Raw genomic sequence first — 22147 nt, forward strand, 5'->3', positions numbered from 1 at the left:
CGGGATGGATATGGAAACAATGCTTTCTTATGATTGGGGAGCGATGGCACCTGAGTTTATCATTCTTGGCACAGCTATCCTGCTCGCGCTTCTGGACCTATTCGCTCCGAAGCAATTCAATCGGCGTTCACTTGCCTGGCTTGGTCTAACAGGAATCATGCTTGCTTTAGTCAGCTTGCTCAGTTTAATGAATCAAGAAACGGTAAGTATCCTTTATGACACCTTTAAGCTGGATTCATTTGCGATTGCTTTTAAACTGATTTTACTGGTAGGTGCCGCGCTGGTCATTCTGCTTGCCCATAGCTATGAACCGCCCGAAGGCTTTGGTGAGTACCGCGGTGAATTTTATTATTTATTCCTCGCAGCCCTGCTCGGTTCAATGGTCATGTCTTCGAGCGGTGACTTAATTACTTTGTTTGTCGGGCTTGAATTGCTCTCGATTTCTTCTTACATATTGGCGGGTATGAGAAAAAAGAACCTTCAATCGAATGAATCGGCGATGAAATACGTCATTAATGGAGGTATTTCTACAGCGGTCACTTTATTCGGGATGAGCTATCTCTACGGTTTGACAGGCACGACGAATTTAAGAGACATGGCTGCAGGAATGGTAGGTAACTTTGACAGCCAGTTTCAATATTTATTCGGTCTCGCCTTTTTCATGATCCTTGTCGGCCTTTCCTTCAAAATAGCTTCGGCACCATTTCATATGTGGGCACCAGATGTCTATCAGGGCGCACCGACACCAGTCACCGCTTTTCTGAGTGTCATCTCGAAAACAGCAGGCTTTGTAATCATATACCGCATTTTGATTTATCTGTACATCACCGCTCCTGGTGATAGTTCTGGAGCATTTACCTTCCTTGAAAAGAATCTGGTATATGTGGCATTCCTGGCTAGTGCGACCATGATTATCGGGAATGTAATCGCGCTGCGGTCTCGGAATATAAAACGCCTTTTTGCTTATTCAAGTATTGCACAGGCGGGCTATGTGCTTGTAGCTGTGGCCACCCTGGGCGGAGGAACGTTTTTATTCGATACGGTTTGGTTTTATTTACTGGCATATATGCTGATGAATTTGGGAGCGTTCGCGATCATCCAGCTGCTCACCGATAAATCGGAGTCAGAGGATATTTCAGAGTTTGCCGGCCTTTATAAACGCTCGCCGTTGCTGGCCGTGCTGATGGCGATTTTTATTCTTTCACTCGCGGGGATTCCGGGAACAGCTGGGTTTATCGGAAAGCTGAACATCATTCTTGGTTCCTTTGCGGTCGAACCAAGTCATTACGTTTTAGCTTCCATCATGATGGGGGCGACTGTCATATCTTATTTTTATTATTTTGGTATCTTGACGCAAATCTTTTTCCGGCAGCCCCATACGAATGAAAAAATGAGAATGCCGGCGGGGATTTCGCTTGTCCTGACCGTTTGTGCGATAGGCACCGTGCTATTTGGAGTGGCTCCGAGCCTGCCGCTCGATTTCCTTCACAGTAATTTTGATGATTTCTCGAATTTTTTTCAATAGCAAATAAACGATGAGAGGGGCTCTTAGAGCTCCTTTTCTTATTGTTTAGCGTGATAATAAAATAATGTCCATGTTGGTCATTTTGAATCTGAGAATTAATGTCCAGCTCAGCGCCTAGCCTCGATGTAAGACATAACGATGTCCTTTCTATAAGGCGCTACCGCTTTTTGTTATTATAACCATCAAAAGTAAATTTTTTTCCATTTTTCATTTAATTTGTTGTCCGGTTTGTGGTAGAATGAAATTCGAGTTGTTTTTAAGGAGGTCGCTATATGTTTTCAGCCATGGGCCAACAGGCACTGATCGGGATTGTGGCACATTTGTTTTTTATTGCCATCACCTGGTGGGCTTTACAAGCCTTACAGTTTGATAAATTGTTAAGGTCCAATTCAGTTGTGAAAGCACGAGTGTTATATATTCTTGTCACCGTTGCAATTGGATCAGTTGTCAGCAATTTCTTCCTGGATTACCTCTCTTGGTCGGGACAGCTTCCATATTTGTTTAATCAAGAATAAAAGCTGTTTATTTTTTACTAGATTTATTGTGAAGTTTGTAACGAACAATTTAATAGGTTCGGTGATATCCGCCTTTTTTCATTTATTTTGTCATTCGAGAATGGCGTCCTGTCGATTGCTGACGATAAACTTGAAGTATGCATCCCTGCTATCTGGAAAAAATAGAAGATAGGAGAGGGTGGTATAGATGAAAAATAAAATGAAGAAACTTTTGCCATACATAGTATTTATTGGTTTCATAGGATTTATGTTTGGGAATAGTACGATTGTGGCAAAGAATAAAACGGATATCATTACAATGACTGAATTTATGCAGCATGATAGAAACGTAGAAATAGAAGAATGGACTGTTTATGCAAGAGAAAAAAACACCGAAATACGAAGCGAGACTGATTTCAACAAAGCAGTAAAAAAAGTAAGTAAGGCTTTTCCGCATTTTAAATGGAAAGTTGATAAACACCAGGATGAATGGAAAGCACGAGCTGAATATAAGAATATCGGAACTGGATTAACAGAGTCGATTAAGCTGGTGGCGACCGGCAAAAAAGCTGAACCGGTTTCGTATATCATATATGAAGTAAAAGGTCAGTCTTGGGAAGATCGGCATGCCCTTTTCTTCGAGAACGATTTTCAAAATAGGTTATCCGACATATTTCGAGAGAATCCTACAATTTTCTCTTGTATCAAAGGCGTTATCAATGATAATATTGAAAAGGATTTAAGCAATGAAATTGGAAGATTATTAGAATTATTCCAAGCGCGGGAAATTGAAAGTATAAAGGAAGATCGTTTCATTTCCGTATCGGCGCAGACATCTTTGTTTGAACAAACGCTAACTAATGAAAAATTGAACCTGCAACTGGCTTTAAGGACAGACGGATTGGGCGGTAAGACTACCTTTGTAGTTGGCACACCAATCGTCACATTTGAATATTAATATAGAGAAAATGGACGCGGAGGGGAATACTTTTGGAAAAAATCATCGTCCGCGGCGGAAAAAGGCTAAGCGGGACAGTTAAAGTCGAAGGCGCAAAAAACGCCGTTTTGCCGGTTATCGCTGCAACATTATTAGCAAGTGATGGAAAAAGCATCATTAAAGACGTACCAACGCTCTCCGATGTATATACAATTAATGAAGTTTTGCGTAACCTCAACACCGAGGTTGCATTTCACGATAATACAGTTACTGTAGATGCATCAAAAGAGCTATTCGATGAAGCACCTTTTGAATATGTTCGAAAAATGCGTGCTTCTGTATTGGTTATGGGGTCATTACTAGCAAGAAACGGCCGGGCACGTGTAGCATTGCCTGGAGGATGTGCAATTGGTTCCCGTCCGCTTGACCAGCACTTAAAAGGCTTTGAGGCCATGGGTGCAACCGTTAAAGTCGGAAACGGCTTTCTCGAAGCAGAAGTGGATGGAAGGTTAAAAGGAGCAAGAGTGTACCTTGATTTCCCAAGTGTTGGTGCAACTGAGAACATTATGATGGCAGCATCCCTTGCAGAGGGAACGACTATCCTTGAAAATGTAGCAAAAGAACCTGAAATTGTAGACCTTGCGAACTTCCTTAATAAAATGGGGGCAAAGGTGAAGGGTGCAGGAACAGGGACACTTAAAATTGAAGGTGTAAAAAAATTGTACGGTGCTGAGCACTCGATTATTCCTGATCGTATCGAGGCAGGTACTTTCATGACAGCTGCGGCGATTACAGGCGGAAACGTCCTTGTAAAAGGCGCGGTTCCTGAACACTTATCTTCTTTGATTGCAAAAATGCAAGAAATGGGTGTTTCGATTACGGAAGAAGAAGACGGTTTGCGTGTTATTGGACCGGAAAAATTAAAGGCAGTCGACATCAAAACGATGCCTCACCCTGGCTTTCCTACTGATATGCAATCCCAGATGATGGCATTATCACTACGTGCGGAAGGAACAAGCATGATCACAGAAACGGTTTTTGAAAATCGTTTTATGCATGTGGAAGAATTCCGTCGTATGAATGCGGACATCAAGATTGAAGGCCGTTCTGTCATTGCGAACGGACCGACTGATTTGCAGGGTGCCGAAGTGGCCGCGACCGATTTACGTGCTGCTGCAGCATTAATCCTAACCGGATTGGTTGCTGAAGGCATTACAAGAGTTACCGAATTGAAGCATCTCGACAGAGGCTATGTAAATTTCCACGGAAAACTCGCCGCTCTTGGCGCAGATGTGGAACGCATCAACGAAGAATCTACCGTAGAAAACGAAACAATCGTAGCAGACTTAAACGCATAAGCTATATAAAAAAACCGATTCCCTTTATGTAAGTGGGAATCGGTTTTTTTATTTTAAAGAATATGGCTGATTATTTCATGGTTATGAGGGATGATTAGGGATTACGAGCGTTTATAGAAAATTACGAGCGAATATAGAAATTTACGAGCGGTGATCGAGAATTGCGAGCGAATATAGAAATTTACGAGCGCTTATTAGGAATTACGAGCGCTAATCAGGAATTACGAGCGAATATATAAATTTACGAGCGCAAATCAGGAATTACGAGCGATCGATACACGGGTCCTCCTTGAGACCTACAATCGGTTTATTTCCATTTCACGGTTGTCATAAATGCTTGTCCTACCCCATATATTTTAAGTGAGACTACCATATAGGGAGGCCCAGGAGTATTGAAAACGATTAAACCGATGATCGCACTATTTGTAGTATCAGCATTTGTCATTATAATGATTCCGGCTATGCTTGTGCTTCCATTCTCGACGAATCAAGCAGATGGAAAGTTATCAGAAAAGCTAGAGCAGAACAGTGAAAATAAAAAGCCGGAAGCGGTTAATTCACCAGCTGTTGAAGTCGCCGTTTATCGGGCGGAAACCAAGGAGATTCAACAGCTGCCGCTTGAAGCATATGTTACCGGCGTGATCTCTGCTGAAATGCCGGCAGATTTCGAGCTGGAGGCATTAAAGGCCCAGGCTCTGGCAGCGCGTACGTATATCGTGAACCAAATGTTGAACAAGAATGCGGCTGACCTCCCAAAAGGCGCCGATGTTACCGATACTGTCACGCATCAGGTTTATAGCAATAATGATGAGCTTAAGAAAATATGGGGCACAGATTATGAGTGGAAGATCAAAAAAATTTCCAAAGCAGTTAATGATACAAAAGGGCAGATCCTAACTTATGATGGAAAGCCGATAACACCCAGCTTCTTTTCTACGAGCAACGGCTATACGGAAAATTCTGAAGCGTACTGGGAAAGTGAATTGCCATACTTGAAGAGTGTCCCAAGCGAGTGGGATGAGGACTCGCCGAAATTCCATAACACCACCGCCATTTCCGTTGCCGAATTTGAGAAAAAGCTGGATGTTACGGTCTCAGAGGGGAAAAGCATTGGCACAATTACAAAAAGAACACCTGGAAAGCGGGTAGCCACAGTCAATTTCGGAGGTAAAAAGCTGACAGGAAAAGAGATCCGCGAAGCCCTTGGTTTGAGGTCGGCTGATTTTAGCTGGGAACGGAAAGGAAATAACATCATGATCTCTACCAAAGGCTATGGCCATGGAGTTGGAATGAGCCAGTACGGGGCAAACGGCATGGCCCTTGAAGGCAGCAAATATGAGGATATCGTGAAATATTATTACAAAGGCGTAGCGATTCAATCCTCGAATAATCTATTGAAAACCATAACAGCAAAAAAATAAAAAAAATAGAGTTGGGGGCCCCCGAAAAGGAGGTTCCATCTCTATTTTTTATTGTCCAATCTTTCGATTAGCGTCAAAAAGCCTCGGTTATGTTTGAAATAATGGTATCGGACATGGAAATAGGCTGCCGCAACGCCAATCCAGTCTTTTAAAACATCAATCAAGCTGGCACTGCGGGAAGGTACAAAGTATTGGTGAATTTCATCAAGGACTCCGTATGACCCCGCAGCCATAGCTGCCAGCAGGCTGAAAGCAGGGGTCAGCTTACCAACGGAAGCCAGCGCCGCCGCAAACAGCATATAAAGAATCGCAAACTCCACAAGATGCAAGCCTTCTTTAGTAAAACGGTCTATGGAACGATCAGGCAGCTCCACTACTGCATTATCCGGGAAACTGGACAAAGTCCAGATAGTTGCCATATAAATAAAAGGCAAAACAATCAATGTACTGCGCATTAATTTCTTCATTCCTACAACTTCTTTCAGATAAGATATGCTCATTTTACCATGGGAAGAGAAGCAAAAAAAATAAATGTATAAAAAGCAAACGCTTAACAAAAGCTAAACACAAAAAATTTTTTTTGAAAAGAAGGTATATAATTCCTCCAATCTGTTCAGAATGATTGCTGAGGTGATAAAAATGAGAGAGGAAGAAAAGAAACAAACTTCTCGAAAATCTAAATTCCAGCGCATATTAAAGAAGCGTTGGGCACTACCAGCCATCTATATAGCGAGCGCAGCAATCATTTTGGCAGCAGCTTTAATCATCCAAAACGGTTTCAATGATTCAGCGAACCCTGCCAAAGAAACGGAAACAGGCAAGAATTTCAAAGAGCCTGCAATTGAAGTAAACAGCAAGCTTGAGAATATTAAAATGCCTGTAACCGATAGCAAGGAAATGGTGATCAAGAAGCAATTTTACGATGCCGAGAATGGAACGAAGGAACAGCAAGAAGCCGCTCTAGTATCTTACAATAACAGATACGAGCCAAACAAAGGTATCGACATTGCAATGAGGGATGGCAAAACGTTTGATGTAGTAGCTTCCTTAAGCGGTATTGTTAAGAACGTCAAAGAAGACGCATTGCTTGGAAATGAAATTACAATCGAGCATGATAATGGCGTTGTTACTCATTATCAATCCGTAAAGGACATAGAAGTAGCGGTTGGCGATGAAGTCAAGCAAGGACAAGCTCTTGCCAAAGCAGGTAAAAGCTTATTGAATGAAGAAGCAGGTGTCCATGTCCACTTTGAAATCCGAAAAGATAATGTTGCGCTAAATCCAATTGACCTGGATGAAAAACAGCTTTCTTCTATCGAAGAAATGACTGAAAAAGCTGAAGGCACTGAAACTGATATTGAAGAGCCAGCCACGGAGGATAAAGCAACAGAAGAAGAAGCAGTTAAATCATCCGATGACAAATCCACTGAAAATGAGGATGGTCAACCGTCAGATGAAACATCTGATCAGGAAAAAGATGCTGAGTCAGATAAAAACACGGACCAGCCTGAAAATTCCGAAGAAAACCGTGACACTACAGAAGATACCAAGGATTCTACACAAAATTAAAATAAAACATTACAAAACAAACATGTTACGTGCCCATTAACAACTGAAAATTTGGTAAAAAAACCCGTCTTAGTACGGGTTTTTATTTTGGCAATTAATAAGAAATTTCAGAAATATTGTGTAACACCTCGTCCCTATTCAGTAATTTGTGCATATATCTTAAACCAAGCTAATAAACATCTATAAACGATACTAAAGAGAGAGTGTTTGAGGTGAGTGATCGTTTATTATATTTCATACATTTAGTTGCGGATATATTATACATTTTTCTGGGGAAGCAGTATTTTTCAAGTTGGAACGTAACTCATTTCACACTTCTCACATCCAATTTGGGGAGGGCGAGTGGTGTGCACGATTACATCAAAGAAAGAACTATCAAGATAGGAAAGTATATCGTGGAAACAAAGAAAACGGTTCGCGTGATTGCGAAGGAGTTTGGTGTCTCCAAAAGTACTGTCCATAAAGATTTAACCGAAAGACTGCCGGAAATTAATCCTGATCTTGCAAATGAGGTAAAGGATATTCTAGATTACCATAAATCCATCCGCCACCTGCGCGGGGGCGAGGCAACAAAGCTGAAATACAAGCGTTCAGAACGAGAAGAAGAGGCTGTAAAATAAAAGGATTTTAATGAAACCGGGAAGCCGCGGCGAGTATAAGATACTATCTGATTGAAAGATAAATCAGAGGTAGCTTCATCGTCGCTGTATGACCCGGTTATTATTATGAAGGAAATAAAGATTTTTCGACAGTAATATGCAAAATTTTACTTTTTTCTGCTTACCCCCTTCTTTCGGCCTAGTTCGTATGATAAAATTAATAATTAGAATAGAGGTAGGTTTAATGTTGAGGTAACAAGGAGGAAATAAGACTTATGTTTGCTAGAGATATTGGAATCGATCTTGGAACTGCCAATGTTTTAATACATGTCAAAGGCAAAGGAATCGTTTTAAATGAACCATCTGTAGTAGCCATTGATACAAATACGAAACGCGTCCTTGCAGTAGGCGAAGAAGCCAGAAGAATGGTAGGGCGTACCCCAGGAAATATAGTGGCCATGCGTCCCTTGAGGGATGGGGTTATTGCAGATTTTGATGTGACTGAATCCATGCTGAAGTATTTCATAAATAAGCTGAATGTTAAAGGATTTTTGTCTAAGCCACGTATTTTGATTTGTTGTCCGGCGAACATTACAAGCGTTGAGAAAAAGGCAATCAAGGAAGCTGCTGAAAAGAGCGGCGGAAAGAAAGTCTATCTTGAAGAGGAGCCTAAGGTAGCGGCCATTGGAGCGGGAATGGATATTTTCCATCCGTTTGGTAATATGATTATCGATATCGGGGGCGGAACCACTGATATTGCGATGCTATCTATGGGAAACATCGTTACTTCATCATCCATCAGGGTTGCAGGAGATAAATTCGACAGTGAAATCTTGAATCATATTAAGCGTAAATATAAGCTGCTGATCGGGGAACGTACAGCTGAGAACATTAAAATTAATGTTGGTACTGTATTCCCTGGTGCCCGTCGCGAAGAAATGGACATTCGTGGACGTGATATGATTTCAGGGCTACCAAGAACTATTTCCGTTAACTCAGATGAAATTGAGGAAGCACTTCGTGAATCTGTGGCGGGGATTGTCTATGGAGCAAAAAGTGTATTAGAGCGTACCCCTCCAGAGCTATCTGCTGATATCATTGACCGGGGAGTCATTTTAACAGGCGGCGGTGCATTATTGCATGGCATGGATCAATTGCTTGCTGATGAATTGAAGGTACCGGTGTTAATAGCAGAGGAGCCGATGAAATGCGTGGCAATCGGTACAGGCATGATGCTGGAGAATATCGATAAGCTATCACGACGAAAAATAGGCTGATCAAATTTCTCACTGCAAAGGATCTGCTTCCTAGTTACAACATCAATTATACGGGCCAAGATTCAATTAGACATGAAGACACAAACGGCCCTTATGGTTTATTTAAAAGATTCCTGTGTTTTTGAAAATTCCTTCCTTGAAACTTAAGACATCACTGCTTCTAGCCGATAACATATATATATATTGTTTTTTCAATTACTAGTACAGGATTACACGTTACCAATTAGAGGTGAGAATATGTTAAGAGGTTTTTTTACGGCAGCCTCCGGGATGCTTGCACAGCAACGACGAACGGAAATGCTTTCAAATAATATGGCCAATGCCAATACACCGGGATTTAAAGCGGACCAATCAAGTGTCAGGTCATTCCCAGAAATGTTGTTACACCGCCTCGGATCAAAATCAATCCCTACTGAAAAGGGTCTGCATCTGCCGGTAAATTCCCAGGTTGGGTATTTGAATACGGGCGTCTATATGCAGGAGGCAGCACCAAAATTCTTCCAGGGCGACCCTCAAGTGACACAACGGAATACGGATATTGCGCTTGTGGATGGCGATATGCCCATCAATAATGAAAACGGCAAGAGGGGAACTGTATTTTTTACAGTAGCTAATGCCGGCGGAGAGCCGCGCTATACGAGAAATGGGAACTTTACTCTAGACGGACAGGGTTTTTTGACAACTCCGCAAGGATATTACGTTCTTGATGAAAATAATAACCGAATTCAGCTGAACAGCGAGAATTTCACGGTAAACGAGAACGGGATCATCACGGAGAATAATCAGCAGGTTGCCCGGATTGGGATTGGTTTTGCCGAAAATCCATATACGCTTATTAAAGAAGGTGACGGCCTATACCGCTCATCTGACCAACCGCTCGCTAACGCTTATAATGAAGGCAATATAACCTTCGGAATGCAACAAGGCTTCATCGAAGGATCGAATGTCGATGCGTCACGGACAATGACAGATATGATGTCAGCTTATCGTTCGTTTGAAGCAAACCAAAAGATATTGCAGGCATATGATCGAAGCATGGAAAAGGCCGTCAATGAAATTGGCCGGATTGGATAAAATATTTGCCAATTTGTTATAAAAACGAAAGCGTAGGGAACATAGGAATGACGACCTCTGTACACCCTGTACAAGTCCTGCCCTAGGGGGAATAACGATGAATAGAACGATGATTACCGCAACGAACACACTGGGCCAGTTGCAGCATAAAATGGATATGATCAGCAATAATATTTCCAATATTGACACGAATGGATTTAAACGCAAGGAATCCTATTTCAATGATTTGCTCGTCCAGGCGTTCAATAACCAAAGACAGGAAAACGAAACAGGAAGATTAACACCGCTTGGGATCAGGCAGGGCACGGGAGCAAGAATAAGCCAGAGCCAACTGGTTCTTACTCAAGGAAACATTAAAAACACAGAACGCAACCTCGATGTCGCGCTTGAAAGAGAAGATTTATTCTTCCGGGTTCGTGTGGCTGATAATAATGGAGAAAATGTCCGGTTCACAAGAGATGGTGCCTTCTATTTGACACCTGTTTCGAATAATCCAGAGCAAATGATGCTCGTTACCGGAAAAGGGTATCCGGTTCTCGACGAAAATGATGCGCCAATTGTCATAAACGGGAGAGCAAATAACCTGACCTTCTCAAAAGAAGGACAGCTCCAGGTGCAAACAGATAATAATGGAACACAAACCTTTAATCTGGGTATTGTTTCCGTGAAGAAACCGCAATTTTTAGAGCAAATTGGTGAAAACCTTCTAGGAATGCCGGCTAATATCGATCAACTCGGAATTGAGGAAGAAGATATTATGACGGCGTTGAACGGCGGATTAAGAGATGATATTTCCTTACGCCAAGGAGCTTTGGAGAGTTCGAACGTCGATCTCTCAAAAGAAATGACGGATTTAATGAATGTACAGCGACAATACCAATTTAATTCAAGATCTGTCACAATGGCTGATCAAATGCTTGGCTTAATTAATGGTATCCGTTAAGATAATCTTATAGACAGTGAATTACTGTAAAAGGGGATTACGTACATTAACATGGAAGAAAAACAATTAACCAAAGAAGAATATAGTCAGCAGGAAAACAAGAAAGATCAGGCAGAGGAACGGGTAAAAATCAGGCTTTTGCCCATTTGGCTAAGATTGATCATCGTAACGGTGCTTATTGCTGCCAGTGTTTCGGTAGGCGCGGTCATCGGCTATAGTGTGATCGGTGGAGGCAATGTGTCTGATGTATTTAAAAAGTCGACATGGACTCATATTGTTGACCTTGTTAATAAAGATATATAATGCTTCAAGAGGGTCTGAATGCTCATTCAGATCCTTTGTCATGTCTGAGGTATCTTAGGTTAAGGAAATAGGTCCAGGTAGTGTCGTCCCATACGTTCATGATATGATTGGAAAAGAACAATTTTTTAATGGAGGGAACCCAAATTATGCTTGATATCACTCAGATAAAGGAAATAATCAGACACCGGTATCCATTTTTGCTTGTTGATAAAATAATCGAGGTTGAAGATGGTAAAAGAGCGGTTGGCATTAAAAATGTAACGGCCAATGAGCAGTTTTTTAATGGACATTTCCCTGACTATCCTGTAATGCCAGGCGTGTTGATTGTCGAAGCACTGGCACAGGTCGGCGCGGTGGCGATGCTTAGGCAGGAGGAATATAAAGGGCGCCTTGCTTTCTTCACGGGAATTGATAATTGCCGCTTTAAACGGCAGGTAAAGCCGGGGGATCAGTTAAGGCTTGAGGTCGAAATGGTACGCATCCGTGGTTCTTTCGGAAAAGGCAAAGCAGTGGCCACAGTCGATGGTGAACTGGCATGTGAAACAGAAATTATGTTTGGCTTCGGTGATAAGGAGTCATGATTTTCGCTGGATAACTTGTGTCGATACATAATACGTTTATATATTTTAAAGGCCGGCTTTCTTTCCCGGCTTATTTTTTTTGACTAAAATGCAATATTTTATCGAATGCGGGCAAAATAGCAGCAGGACATATTTATAGTCCACTAATTGCGAAGGGAGGTTACTGTCTATGCAAAAGCGGCTAATGGCTCTTATAGGTGGATCATTATTATCAGCGATGTTAATGACTGGATGTAACAATGATGATAACAACAATCCACCACCAGAAGATAATACCAATAACCAAGATCAGCAGGACAATAATGTAGACATGGATCCTGGTCAAAATGGCGATGAAGGCATCGACAATGATGATATGAACGATGGCATGAATGATGATAACGGAAATAACGGCAACAACGGCAACAACGGCGCGGATGATGAAGGCATAATTAATGATGATGGTTTAGGTGATGATGAAAATAATAACAAATAAAAAAACCTAAACAGAAAGACTGACTAACTGAAATGATGAACATGTCAGAGACGGTGGGACCCGGGGCTCCTCACAGGAGGGTCCCCTCAGCTTTTCGTCTTGTTCTATCACTCTCAGCAGTCAGTCTTTTTTCAATCGAATTTTATTTATTGTGGCTAACTTCGGGCGGGACCGCATTTTTTCTTTAAATTGGGTTATTAATTCGTTACCATCGGCGCCTTGGCTGACCAAATCTTCAAGCAGGAGCTCGGCATATTTGTTGCGGGTCTTTTGAAGATGTCCTTCCAAGAGGATGATAACATGTCCGTCCACTTTTTTGAGCGTATCTACGACCGTTTTAAAGGTTGCCGGATCATTGTCTTTTTTCGTAATCACGGCCTGAACATTGATTTCTTGCCCGGCAGAGACAAACTGTTTAAGGTTGCTGAAATATTCATTCGCTACAAAAGCCTCGATGATCCACGTATTGCCTTCATCCTCTTTATTGATGATGAGGCCATCAGTCAGTGGGATATCAATATACTCTTTTTCTTTTGTTACAATTTGCAGAGAAATTAATTTAAATGTCTTCATCCGATCCCTCCATTCTTTGTATTTTCCCCAATACAGTATTCTATAATCCAACATGTATTCCGACCATTTTCTACCTATAGCATACCTGATACATAACAGTATAGGAAAGTAATAAGAATTATAAAATATGTCTCAATCGAGAGCAAACGAAAAAAGTCGAAAAAAATAAAAAATTTGTAAAAAACTTTTTTAATCAATAGTATATGCACAAAATGACTTTTTTAGAAGGAAATAGGTTGTTTTTTCTAAGCGAAAATTTTCTCCCTGCGGTAATTTGTCGATTTTACTGGAAGAATTAAATTCTTTATGATGAGGGTATTCGATAAGAAAGGAGTTGTTTGTTTGATAAATCAAGTAACATTGGTTGGAAGACTGGCGAGAGACCCTGAGCTGCGTTACACTCCGGAAGGAAAAGCCGTATCAAATGTAACCTTGGCAGTAAGCAGAAATTATCGCAATAACGAAGGTCAGTACGATGCGGATTTCGTATATTGCACCCTCTGGAAGAAAACTGCTGAAAACACCGTCCAATATTGCCGAAAAGGGTCGATTATCGGCATTACCGGACGGATCCAGACAAGAAATTACGACGATCAGGAAGGCAAAAGGGTGTACGTAACCGAAGTCGTAGCTGAGTCTGTCCGCTTTGTTGGACCAAAGCAGCAAAACGTGAAACAAGAAGAATTAAGCCCGGTAGAAATGTAAGACTGAGAAATTAAGTAAAATGATGGAGGTGATAGTGTGGGGGAAAGAAAAAGTTTCTGTTCCTGCAACGAGTGCAGGGGTCAAACACAGCAGCGTACGGAAAGAATCGAGCAATTACTGGGCGACCTTATCGGCTTAACGGCAAAAATGAATGTAAGGATAGCGAATGAGGAAAATCAGCTGGCCGAGCTGGAGTTCATTCTTGCCCGGTTGGACTCCCGATACAAAATACTCGAAAAGAAACATGAATCGATTCTGTTAAGACTGGCTAAGCTGAGCGCTGAAATGAACAGAAGACAATCTTTCGTACTGGAGGGCAGGGATCGATTTCCACAATCCTCTGACAGACTGTAATCCTTCAACTTAATAACTTCTTGATATTGCCCCATAATTCAACGATAGACCGCTACCGTAACGACCAAAACCTGGACCTTGAAAAACCCCGTATTGCAGCCCCTTACAAACCTCTATAAAGAGAAGCATTCTTCTGAACCTCTCCTTTTTTTGGCCGCCTTTTGGCGGCTTTTTTTCTTGTATTGACGAATTAAATACCGAATATATATATAATGAATATGTAGCAATTTGTATTAGATGATAAACGATGAAGGAGTATTTATTTGAAAGTTAAGAACTTCCTTTGAAAACAGTGGAAACCGTTTCTACAATTCATTTAAGAAGCTTTTAAAAAACATCTACAAATTATCATTCAGCACAGATTTTTAAAATAAACAGTCTAATAGTAAACTATCCTTCAGCAAATATGAGGTCAGTCAATTGGATTTTGGAGATAGAAGAGGAAGTGGTGGGTATGACACCGACTATCTTTTATGCCAAGAAAACGAAAGAGGGCTATTATAAAATTTCTGCAGGAACGGGTCTATACTGGATCTAATTTAACGACTAAGGTGAAGATGATGAAATATAAAGTATGGTTATCGATTAGTTTTTTAATAAGCCTGACATTAGCTTATGAATCTTACCCGCCTGATCTGACTTACCCAGAAGAGGAAATGTATCCGCTTTTTACTGATTTAGTAAGTGTGTTTATTTTTGTCCCGGCATCTTTCATACTGGCTAGCAGCATGATAAGTTTACTTGGTTATTGGCTCCAAAAGATCGGGACATGGATTATTATTCTTGCAATCTTAACAGTTGTATTAACGATAGTTTCAGTGAAATTAGTTGATAGATTTCATATCATTCCACTATCGTTTTTATTGTTTGTGGGAACTTTGCTCGGAGTTATGCATTTCAGTGTTTCCATGACACTCAAGAAAAACTAATATAATAAAAGTCGTCGGCTGCCGCTCTGGCAGCCATTTTTAATTATAAAATTAATGAAAATGACATAGAACGAAAGACACACTTATAAAATAATTCTGTATTGAAAATATTTTCAGAATTTTATTGAAAAATTATTTTATAAATGGCATAATTCAAATTGACCTCTAGAGAATCAGGAAGTCATCATCAAGAGAGGAGTTTGGTCTATGAGCGGTTCTATTATTGAAGTGAAGGAATTACGGACTAGTTTCCTAACGGATGATGGCGAACTACCGGTCGTGAACAATATCGATTTTCATATAAAGCCGGGGGAAGTCCTCGGTATTGTAGGAGAATCCGGCTGTGGAAAAAGTGTGACTTCGCTATCTATCATGGGACTATTACCTTCGGGAACAAGCAAGGTAGAAGGGAAAATCCTGTTTAAGGGAGAAAACCTTGCGGATGCCTCCGAATCAAGGATGCGCCAAATCCGCGGAAATGAAATAGCAATGATTTTCCAGGAGCCAATGACAAGCTTAAATCCTGTTTTTACAATTGGGGAACAGCTGATTGAATCCTTACGCATACATAGAAAATGGAACAAAAAGAAAGCGATGGCAAGGGCTGTCGAAATGCTGAAGCTGGTTGGGCTTCCGCGGGCAGAAGAACTGGTGAAAGAATATCCACACCAGCTGTCAGGCGGAATGCGTCAGCGGGTCATGATCGCAATGGCGATGATCTGTGAGCCAAAGCTTTTGATTGCAGACGAGCCGACAACAGCGCTCGATGTAACCATACAGGCTCAGATATTGGAACTAATGAAAAAGTTAAATAAAGAAACGGATACGGCAATCATGATGATAACCCACGACCTTGGGGTAGTTTCTGAAATGTGTGAACGGATTGCCGTCATGTACGCAGGAAAAATCGTTGAGGAAGGCGACGTCAAAACGATTTTCCAAAACCCGAAGCATCCGTATACGGTCGGTCTGATTAAATCCGTGCCAGATATACGAAAGAAAGTGGATCGCCTTTATTCGATACCTGGGAACGTACCGAAGCCGGGATCGCTCAACCTTGGCTGTCAATTTGCTCCCCGTTGTAAACATGCAATGGAGCAATGTCTGAGCGAGACTCCTCGTCTTACCCCGCTTGAAAATGGGCAACAGGTCAGATGCTGGCTCTATGAAGATGGGAAAGGAGCTAACACACATGACTCAGCCATTACCATTAGTTAAGGTAGAAAACCTTAAAAAACACTTTCCGATAAAGGGTGGACTGCTCGGGAAAACCGTCGGTGCAGTAAAGGCGGTAGACGGGATTTCCTTCTACATCAATAAAGGTGAAACATTAGGTTTGGTAGGGGAAAGCGGCTGTGGTAAATCAACGACTGGCAGGATGCTGCTCCGCCTTTTGGAACCAAGTGATGGAAAGGTTTATTTTGAAGGACAAGACATTACCGAACTTTCAGCTGAAGAAATGCGGAAGATGCGCCGGGAAATGCAAATGGTCTTTCAGGATCCCTTTGCATCGCTTAACCCGCGGCATACCGTCGAGAAGATATTGGAAGAGCCTCTGATCGTCCACGGTGTAAAGAGCAAAGCGGAGCGCAAAAAGCGTGTGAAAGAGTTGCTCGAGATTGTCGGTTTAAGCAGCTGGCATGCCAAAAGATTTCCGCACCAATTCAGCGGCGGACAGCGACAGCGGATCGGGATAGCCCGTGCTTTGGCCGTTAATCCAAAGCTGATTATCGCGGACGAACCGGTATCAGCTCTCGATGTTTCGATCCAGTCACAGGTTCTGAACCTGATGGATGATCTTCAGAAGGAATTTGATTTAACTTATCTTTTCATCGCGCATGACCTTGGGGTGGTCCGCCATATTAGTGACCGCGTCGGAGTGATGTACCTTGGGAATATCGTCGAGCTTTCAGAAAGTGAGGCGCTTTATGAAAGTCCGAAGCACCCGTATACCCAGGCACTTCTGTCTGCCGTTCCGATTCCGGATATAGAGTATCGAAAGGAACGGATCATTTTACAGGGAGATGTGCCAAGCCCGGCCAATCCGCCAAAAGGGTGTGCTTTCCATACAAGATGCCCGCATGCGATGGATGTTTGCAAATCGGTGAAACCGATCATGAAAGAAATTGAACCAGGCCACTACGCAGCTTGTCATTTATATGAATGACAAGGCGTATATATAAATTGGCATAAGTTAATTAAAAAAAGATTAATGGGGGTCAGAAATATGAAGAAGAAAAAGTCGTTATGGCTGTTTTTAAGCTGTGTTCTTGCGCTTTCTCTAGTTCTAGCTGGTTGCGGTGGAGGATCTTCTGAAGAAGGCGGCAGCAGCGAAAAAGGCGGAGGTGTTATGATTTACGGAAAAGGCGGAGATGCAGTTTCGCTTGATCCGGCTATCGTAACAGATGGAGAATCTTATATTGTCACAGAACAAATGTATGAAACTCTTGTAGACTTTGAAAAAGACAGCACGGAAATTGTAGAAGGCCTTGCTGAAAAATGGGTCGTTTCTGATGATGGCTTGAAATACACATTTAATCTACGTGAAGGTGTTAAATTCCATGACGGCGAAGACTTTAATGCAGATGCTGTCGTCCAGAACTTCGAACGCTGGGCAAAGAGCAAGGATGAAGCGAAATTTGCTTATTATGCGTCCATGTTCGGAGGTTTTGAAGGTGACGAAGGACACGTCATTAAAGAGGTTAAAGCAGTAGACGAAAAGACAGTTGAATTCACACTGGCACGTCCACAAGCTCCATTCCTTAAGAACCTAGCGATGAGTCCATTCGCAATTGCAAGTCCTTCGAAATTTGATCAAATTGACAAGAATCCCGTAGGTACTGGTCCTTTCAAATTTGAAGACTGGAAACCTGGCGATACGATTAAAGTAGTAAAGAATGATAAATATTGGAACAAAGAGTTACCAAAGCTTGACGGAGTTACATTTAAGGTTATTAAAGATAATTCTGCACGTCTTAATGCTTTGATCAAAGGTGAAATCGACTTAATAGACGGTATGAACCCAAGCGATATGAGCAAGGTTAAAGAGGATGACAAGCTTCAATTGTTCGAGCGTCCATCCATGAACGTTGGCTATTTAGGCTTTAACGTAGAAAAAGAGCCGTTTAATAAAAAAGAAGTACGGCAGGCAATTAACCACCTTGTAAACAAAGATGATATTATCAAAAACTTTTATGAGGGAACAGCAGAACCTGCGAAGAATCCAATGCCACCTTCTATTGGTGGATACGATGATAGCGTACAGGGATATGAATACGATGTAGAAAAAGCAAAAGCATTACTTAAAGAAGCAGGACTTGAAAAAGGATTCAAAATGGATCTTTGGGCTATGCCGGTACCGCGTCCATACATGCCTGACGGACAAAAAGTGGCAGAAGCCATTCAATTTAGCTTAAAAGAAGTAAACATAGATGCAAAAATCGTTACTTTTGAGTGGGGTGCTTACCTTGAAAAGGTTCAGGCCGGTGAAGCTCCAATGTTCATGCTAGGCTGGACAGGAGATAACGGTGATGCGGACAACTTCCTTTACACATTGCTTGACAAGGATAGCATCGGGTCTAATAACTATTCACGATACAGCAATGATGAAGTCCATAAGCTGTTGATTGATGCACAAACGACTCCTGATGAAGCAAAACGAAATGAATTATATAAACAAGCACAGCAGATCATCCATGAAGATGCACCATGGGTTCCACTTGTACACTCAACACCGTTGCTGGCGGGTACCAGTAAAATTAAAGGGTTCGTCCCACATCCAAAGGGCTCACAATCATTCCAGGATGTGACATTGGATTAATTTAGTACAACTGGGGAGTATGGATTCATGCATACTCCCCGTTTTTTATGAAAGCTTAGACAAATAAGAAGCAGGTGACACGATGTTTTCATACACGGTACGGCGTTTAGGTGCGCTGATTCCGGTTTTGCTCGGTATGGCGTTCATCGTTTTCATGATGATCCGCGCGATTCCCGGCAATCCGGCTCAGATCATGTTAGGACAACAAGCAACTAAGGAAGCCATAGCGGCTCTGACGGCTGAACTAGGCTTGGACAGGCCTTGGTATACACAGTTTATAGAATATCTAGGTGGTATTATTAGAGGAGATTTAGGAATTTCGTTAAAAACGGGTTCTCCTATTTCAGAGGAAATCTGGCCATATCTAGCGGCCACAATCGAATTAGCACTAGTGGCGATGCTGTTTGCCATTGTAATCGGCGTGAATGCAGGGATCATTTCCGCCTGGTTCCAGAACTCCTGGTTTGATTATGTTGCCATGGTTCTTGCCTTGATTGGAGTTTCGATGCCCGTTTTTTGGCTAGGGTTAATGGAACAATATGTTGTGTCGATACAGTTGGATTTATTACCGACAACAGGCAGAGATAATATACGTGATTCGGTAGAAGCGATTACCGGCCTTTACTTGATTGATACACTTATGGCTGGCAGGTTCGATCAATTCATAGAAGTCATCAAACATTTAATTTTGCCTGGATTTGCACTTGGGACGATACCAATGGCAATCATCGCCAGGATGACACGTTCGTCAATGCTTGAGATAATGCGTTCTGATTTTATCAGGACTGCCCGGGCAAAAGGAATGAGAATGTTCTGGGTTGTCTACAAGCATTCTTTAAAAAACGCACTAATTCCAGTAGTGACAGTAATTGGACTTCAAACCGGACTATTACTTGGCGGTGCGATTTTGACAGAAACCATTTTCGGATGGCCGGGCATTGGTACATATATTTATGATGCAATTGGCTCCCGGGACTATCCGGTCATTCAATCGGGAATTCTTGTAATCGCTACAATCTTTGTCTTGATTAATCTGGTCGTGGACCTGCTGTATGCGGCAATCGATCCGAGAATCAAGTATAAATAGGAGGGAAGAATCATGGCAGAAACTGCAAGTAATATACCTCCCATATTACCTCAGCAAGTACAGTCGGCAGAGGAAAAAGCCGTGTCACCATGGAAAGAGGCATGGAAAAACTTTAAAAAGAATAAACTGGCTATTGTTGGATTATCGATCGTTGCATTTTTTATCTTACTTGCAATACTTGCCCCTTTAATCGCTCCTTATGATGTGGCGAAACAAGAACTGTCAAACAAACACCTGGCTCCGTCCGGGGAGCACTGGTTCGGGACGGACGAATTCGGACGGGACATTTTCAGCCGGATCATCTATGGAGCCAGGATCTCCCTCTGGGTAGGTTTTGTTTCGGTAACAGGCTCAGTAATCGTAGGTTCTTTTCTTGGAATTGTTGCCGGCTATTATGGAAGATGGGTGGATACGATTATATCGCGGATCTTTGATATAATCCTTGCATTTCCGAGTATTTTACTGGCCATCGCAGTAGTCGCGGCATTGGGCCCGTCTTTGCAAAATGCTCTTATAGCCATTGCGATTATTAACGTCCCAACCTTTGGGCGCCTACTCCGTTCGCGCGTATTAAGCGTGAAAGAAGAAGAATATATCACGGCCGCAAAGGCAATCGGCATGAAAGATTCACGGATTTTAATCCATCATATTCTCCCTAACAGTTTAGCGCCCATCATTGTCCAAGGCACGCTGGCGATTGCAACAGCCATCATCGAGTGTGCGGCACTTGGATTCCTCGGAATGGGCGCACAAGCTCCCACACCGGAATGGGGGAAAATGCTGGCTGACTCACGTTCATTCATTCTTCAAGCACCATGGACTGTTTTATTTCCAGGCCTTGCGATCATGCTTACGGTGCTAGGCTTCAACTTAATGGGTGACGGCCTGCGTGACGCACTCGATCCACGAATGAAAAATTAAGAGATATTCCTGCTGAGGCAGAAGATAAGTTTTGAAAAAAGGCAGCTTCCGGAGAAACGGAAGCTGCCTTTTTGTAACAGAATGAGAGATATGCTTGAAATTCGAGATATCACCGAAATCTGGGATATATCACCGAAAACAAAGATATCACCGAAAAGAGAAATATATCATCGAAATACGAAGTTTATCACCGAAATCTAGAATATATCACCGAAATTCGAGTTATATCACCGAAACTTGAGATAAATCACTGAACAGAGATATGACCTAAATCTGGGATATATGCTCGATATTTGAGATATATGCCCGAAATCTGAGATATATGCTCGAAATCTGAGATATATGCCCGAAACCTGATATATGCCCGAAAACAGAAGTATATCACCGAAACTTGAGATAAATCACTGAACAGAGATATGCCCTAAATCTGGGATATATGCTCGATATTTGAGATATATGCCCGAAAACAGGGATATATGCTCGAAATCCGAGATATATGCCCGAAAACAGAAGTATATCACCGTAATTAAAGATATATCATCGAAATACGAAGTGTATCAACGAAATCTAGAATATATCACCGAAACTTGAGATAAATCACAGAACAGAGATATGCCCGAAATCAGGGATATATGCTCGATATTTGAGATATATGACCGAAAACAGGGATATAGGCTCGAAATCCGAGATGTATGCCCGAAAACAGGAGTATATCACTGAAATTTAAGATATATCATCGAAATACAAAGTTTATCACCGAAATCTAGAATATATCACCGAAATTTGAGTTATATCACCGAAACAAAGATATCACCGAAACTTGAGATAAATCACTGAACAGAGATATGCCCTAAATCTGGGATATATGCTCGATATTTGAGATATATGCCCGAAATCTGAGATATATGCTCGATATTTGAGATATATGCCCGAAAATTGAGATATATGACCGAAACCTGATATATGCGCGAAATCTGGGATATATCACCGAAACAAAGATATCACCGAAACTTGAGATAAATCACTGAACAGAGATATGCCTAAATCTGGGATATATGCTCGATATTTGAGATATATGCCCGAAATCTGAGATATATGCTCGATATTTGAGATATATGACCGAAAACAGGGATATATCACCGAAATCTAGAATATATGCCCGAAACCTAGGTTATATCACCGAAAACAGAAATTTATCACCG

23 protein-coding genes are annotated in these 22147 nt (G+C 41.7%); 21 read left to right on the forward strand and 2 right to left on the reverse strand.

The window, feature by feature from the left end; translation table 11 throughout:
* Positions 1 to 4 precede the first annotated feature (4 nt).
* The 5 genes from nuoN (at position 5) to spoIID (ending at position 5735) form a co-directional block, all read left to right on the forward strand.
* Positions 5 to 1525, forward strand: a complete 1521-nt coding sequence (gene nuoN / locus LQ216_RS06600; RefSeq protein ID WP_230128045.1) for an NADH-quinone oxidoreductase subunit NuoN — start codon at positions 5 to 7, stop codon at positions 1523 to 1525.
* Between the two features lie 272 nt (positions 1526 to 1797).
* Positions 1798 to 2040 carry a DUF1146 family protein gene (locus LQ216_RS06605; protein ID WP_230128048.1) on the forward strand — a complete coding sequence of 81 codons (243 nt, stop codon included), beginning with the start codon at positions 1798 to 1800 and terminating at the stop codon, positions 2038 to 2040.
* Between the two features lie 187 nt (positions 2041 to 2227).
* On the forward strand, positions 2228 to 2977 hold the full coding sequence (locus LQ216_RS06610; RefSeq protein WP_230128051.1) for a YwmB family TATA-box binding protein: 750 nt from the start codon (positions 2228 to 2230) through the stop codon (positions 2975 to 2977).
* Positions 2978 to 3009: 32 nt separating this feature from the next.
* The gene (gene murA, locus LQ216_RS06615; protein ID WP_230128054.1) at positions 3010 to 4314 is read left to right on the forward strand and encodes a UDP-N-acetylglucosamine 1-carboxyvinyltransferase; all 1305 of its coding nucleotides are present in this window, start codon (positions 3010 to 3012) and stop codon (positions 4312 to 4314) included.
* 392 nt (positions 4315 to 4706) lie between these two features.
* A complete protein-coding gene (gene spoIID / locus LQ216_RS06620; RefSeq protein ID WP_230128057.1) occupies positions 4707 to 5735 on the forward strand; it encodes a stage II sporulation protein D in 1029 nt (342 codons plus the stop codon).
* A 41-nt stretch (positions 5736 to 5776) separates the two neighbouring features.
* Here the strand turns inward: spoIID and LQ216_RS06625 are convergent, their stop codons facing one another.
* On the reverse strand, positions 5777 to 6292 hold the full coding sequence (locus tag LQ216_RS06625; RefSeq protein ID WP_290369235.1) for a VanZ family protein: 516 nt from the start codon (positions 6290 to 6292) through the stop codon (positions 5777 to 5779).
* Between the two features lie 82 nt (positions 6293 to 6374).
* Between LQ216_RS06625 and LQ216_RS06630 the strand changes: the two genes are divergently transcribed.
* From LQ216_RS06630 to LQ216_RS06665, 8 genes are all read left to right on the forward strand, one after another.
* Positions 6375 to 7304 (forward strand): M23 family metallopeptidase, encoded by a 930-nt coding sequence (locus LQ216_RS06630; protein WP_230128064.1) that lies wholly within the window; start codon positions 6375 to 6377, stop codon positions 7302 to 7304.
* A 347-nt stretch (positions 7305 to 7651) separates the two neighbouring features.
* Positions 7652 to 7924, forward strand: coding sequence for a sporulation transcriptional regulator SpoIIID (gene spoIIID / locus LQ216_RS06635; protein ID WP_230128066.1), 273 nt, complete (start codon positions 7652 to 7654; stop codon positions 7922 to 7924).
* A 254-nt stretch (positions 7925 to 8178) separates the two neighbouring features.
* Complete coding sequence (locus LQ216_RS06640; RefSeq protein ID WP_230128068.1) at positions 8179 to 9180, forward strand: rod shape-determining protein; 1002 nt, start codon at positions 8179 to 8181, stop codon at positions 9178 to 9180.
* A gap of 237 nt (positions 9181 to 9417) precedes the next feature.
* Positions 9418 to 10254: a flagellar hook-basal body protein gene (locus LQ216_RS06645; protein ID WP_230128071.1), complete on the forward strand. Its 837-nt coding sequence runs from the start codon at positions 9418 to 9420 to the stop codon at positions 10252 to 10254.
* A gap of 97 nt (positions 10255 to 10351) precedes the next feature.
* On the forward strand, positions 10352 to 11197 hold the full coding sequence (locus LQ216_RS06650) for a flagellar hook-basal body protein (RefSeq protein WP_230128074.1): 846 nt from the start codon (positions 10352 to 10354) through the stop codon (positions 11195 to 11197).
* A 51-nt stretch (positions 11198 to 11248) separates the two neighbouring features.
* Positions 11249 to 11500 carry a DNA-directed RNA polymerase subunit beta gene (locus LQ216_RS06655; protein ID WP_230128077.1) on the forward strand — a complete coding sequence of 84 codons (252 nt, stop codon included), beginning with the start codon at positions 11249 to 11251 and terminating at the stop codon, positions 11498 to 11500.
* Between the two features lie 146 nt (positions 11501 to 11646).
* Complete coding sequence (gene fabZ, locus LQ216_RS06660; RefSeq protein WP_117308863.1) at positions 11647 to 12081, forward strand: 3-hydroxyacyl-ACP dehydratase FabZ; 435 nt, start codon at positions 11647 to 11649, stop codon at positions 12079 to 12081.
* A 169-nt stretch (positions 12082 to 12250) separates the two neighbouring features.
* Positions 12251 to 12556 carry a hypothetical protein gene (locus tag LQ216_RS06665; RefSeq protein ID WP_230128079.1) on the forward strand — a complete coding sequence of 102 codons (306 nt, stop codon included), beginning with the start codon at positions 12251 to 12253 and terminating at the stop codon, positions 12554 to 12556.
* 120 nt (positions 12557 to 12676) lie between these two features.
* Here the strand turns inward: LQ216_RS06665 and LQ216_RS06670 are convergent, their stop codons facing one another.
* Positions 12677 to 13129 carry a YwpF-like family protein gene (locus LQ216_RS06670; protein WP_230128082.1) on the reverse strand — a complete coding sequence of 151 codons (453 nt, stop codon included), beginning with the start codon at positions 13127 to 13129 and terminating at the stop codon, positions 12677 to 12679.
* Between the two features lie 342 nt (positions 13130 to 13471).
* Between LQ216_RS06670 and ssb the strand changes: the two genes are divergently transcribed.
* The 8 genes from ssb (at position 13472) to LQ216_RS06710 (ending at position 20945) form a co-directional block, all read left to right on the forward strand.
* Positions 13472 to 13834 (forward strand): single-stranded DNA-binding protein, encoded by a 363-nt coding sequence (gene ssb / locus LQ216_RS06675; protein ID WP_230128085.1) that lies wholly within the window; start codon positions 13472 to 13474, stop codon positions 13832 to 13834.
* Between the two features lie 36 nt (positions 13835 to 13870).
* Positions 13871 to 14188 (forward strand): hypothetical protein, encoded by a 318-nt coding sequence (locus LQ216_RS06680; protein WP_230128089.1) that lies wholly within the window; start codon positions 13871 to 13873, stop codon positions 14186 to 14188.
* A 557-nt stretch (positions 14189 to 14745) separates the two neighbouring features.
* Positions 14746 to 15117 (forward strand): hypothetical protein, encoded by a 372-nt coding sequence (locus LQ216_RS06685; protein WP_230128092.1) that lies wholly within the window; start codon positions 14746 to 14748, stop codon positions 15115 to 15117.
* A 207-nt stretch (positions 15118 to 15324) separates the two neighbouring features.
* Complete coding sequence (locus tag LQ216_RS06690; RefSeq protein WP_230128094.1) at positions 15325 to 16335, forward strand: ABC transporter ATP-binding protein; 1011 nt, start codon at positions 15325 to 15327, stop codon at positions 16333 to 16335.
* Positions 16310 to 17284 carry a dipeptide ABC transporter ATP-binding protein gene (locus LQ216_RS06695; protein ID WP_230128097.1) on the forward strand — a complete coding sequence of 325 codons (975 nt, stop codon included), beginning with the start codon at positions 16310 to 16312 and terminating at the stop codon, positions 17282 to 17284. Before LQ216_RS06690 ends, LQ216_RS06695 begins: the two co-directional genes overlap by 26 nt.
* A gap of 60 nt (positions 17285 to 17344) precedes the next feature.
* Positions 17345 to 18937, forward strand: a complete 1593-nt coding sequence (locus LQ216_RS06700; protein WP_230128100.1) for an ABC transporter substrate-binding protein — start codon at positions 17345 to 17347, stop codon at positions 18935 to 18937.
* A gap of 82 nt (positions 18938 to 19019) precedes the next feature.
* A complete protein-coding gene (locus LQ216_RS06705) occupies positions 19020 to 20024 on the forward strand; it encodes an ABC transporter permease (protein WP_230128103.1) in 1005 nt (334 codons plus the stop codon).
* 12 nt (positions 20025 to 20036) lie between these two features.
* On the forward strand, positions 20037 to 20945 hold the full coding sequence (locus LQ216_RS06710; protein WP_230128106.1) for an ABC transporter permease: 909 nt from the start codon (positions 20037 to 20039) through the stop codon (positions 20943 to 20945).
* Positions 20946 to 22147 lie beyond the last annotated feature (1202 nt).

It is taken from the genome of Bacillus sp. CECT 9360, assembly GCF_918741275.1.
In the GTDB taxonomy this organism is placed as follows: Bacteria; Bacillota; Bacilli; order Bacillales; family DSM-1321; genus Peribacillus.

Coding starts and splice junctions, on each gene's coding strand:
- nuoN (WP_230128045.1), top strand. CDS start 5: ATGGATATGGAAACAATGCTTTCTTATGATTGGGGAGCGATGGCACCT.
- LQ216_RS06605 (WP_230128048.1), top strand. CDS start 1,798: ATGTTTTCAGCCATGGGCCAACAGGCACTGATCGGGATTGTGGCACAT.
- LQ216_RS06610 (WP_230128051.1), top strand. CDS start 2,228: ATGAAAAATAAAATGAAGAAACTTTTGCCATACATAGTATTTATTGGT.
- LQ216_RS06630 (WP_230128064.1), top strand. CDS start 6,375: ATGAGAGAGGAAGAAAAGAAACAAACTTCTCGAAAATCTAAATTCCAG.
- LQ216_RS06640 (WP_230128068.1), top strand. CDS start 8,179: ATGTTTGCTAGAGATATTGGAATCGATCTTGGAACTGCCAATGTTTTA.
- LQ216_RS06645 (WP_230128071.1), top strand. CDS start 9,418: ATGTTAAGAGGTTTTTTTACGGCAGCCTCCGGGATGCTTGCACAGCAA.
- LQ216_RS06650 (WP_230128074.1), top strand. CDS start 10,352: ATGAATAGAACGATGATTACCGCAACGAACACACTGGGCCAGTTGCAG.
- LQ216_RS06655 (WP_230128077.1), top strand. CDS start 11,249: ATGGAAGAAAAACAATTAACCAAAGAAGAATATAGTCAGCAGGAAAAC.
- fabZ (WP_117308863.1), top strand. CDS start 11,647: ATGCTTGATATCACTCAGATAAAGGAAATAATCAGACACCGGTATCCA.
- LQ216_RS06665 (WP_230128079.1), top strand. CDS start 12,251: ATGCAAAAGCGGCTAATGGCTCTTATAGGTGGATCATTATTATCAGCG.
- LQ216_RS06670 (WP_230128082.1), bottom strand. CDS start 13,129: ATGAAGACATTTAAATTAATTTCTCTGCAAATTGTAACAAAAGAAAAA.
- LQ216_RS06685 (WP_230128092.1), top strand. CDS start 14,746: ATGATGAAATATAAAGTATGGTTATCGATTAGTTTTTTAATAAGCCTG.
- LQ216_RS06690 (WP_230128094.1), top strand. CDS start 15,325: ATGAGCGGTTCTATTATTGAAGTGAAGGAATTACGGACTAGTTTCCTA.
- LQ216_RS06695 (WP_230128097.1), top strand. CDS start 16,310: ATGACTCAGCCATTACCATTAGTTAAGGTAGAAAACCTTAAAAAACAC.
- LQ216_RS06700 (WP_230128100.1), top strand. CDS start 17,345: ATGAAGAAGAAAAAGTCGTTATGGCTGTTTTTAAGCTGTGTTCTTGCG.
- LQ216_RS06705 (WP_230128103.1), top strand. CDS start 19,020: ATGTTTTCATACACGGTACGGCGTTTAGGTGCGCTGATTCCGGTTTTG.
- LQ216_RS06710 (WP_230128106.1), top strand. CDS start 20,037: ATGGCAGAAACTGCAAGTAATATACCTCCCATATTACCTCAGCAAGTA.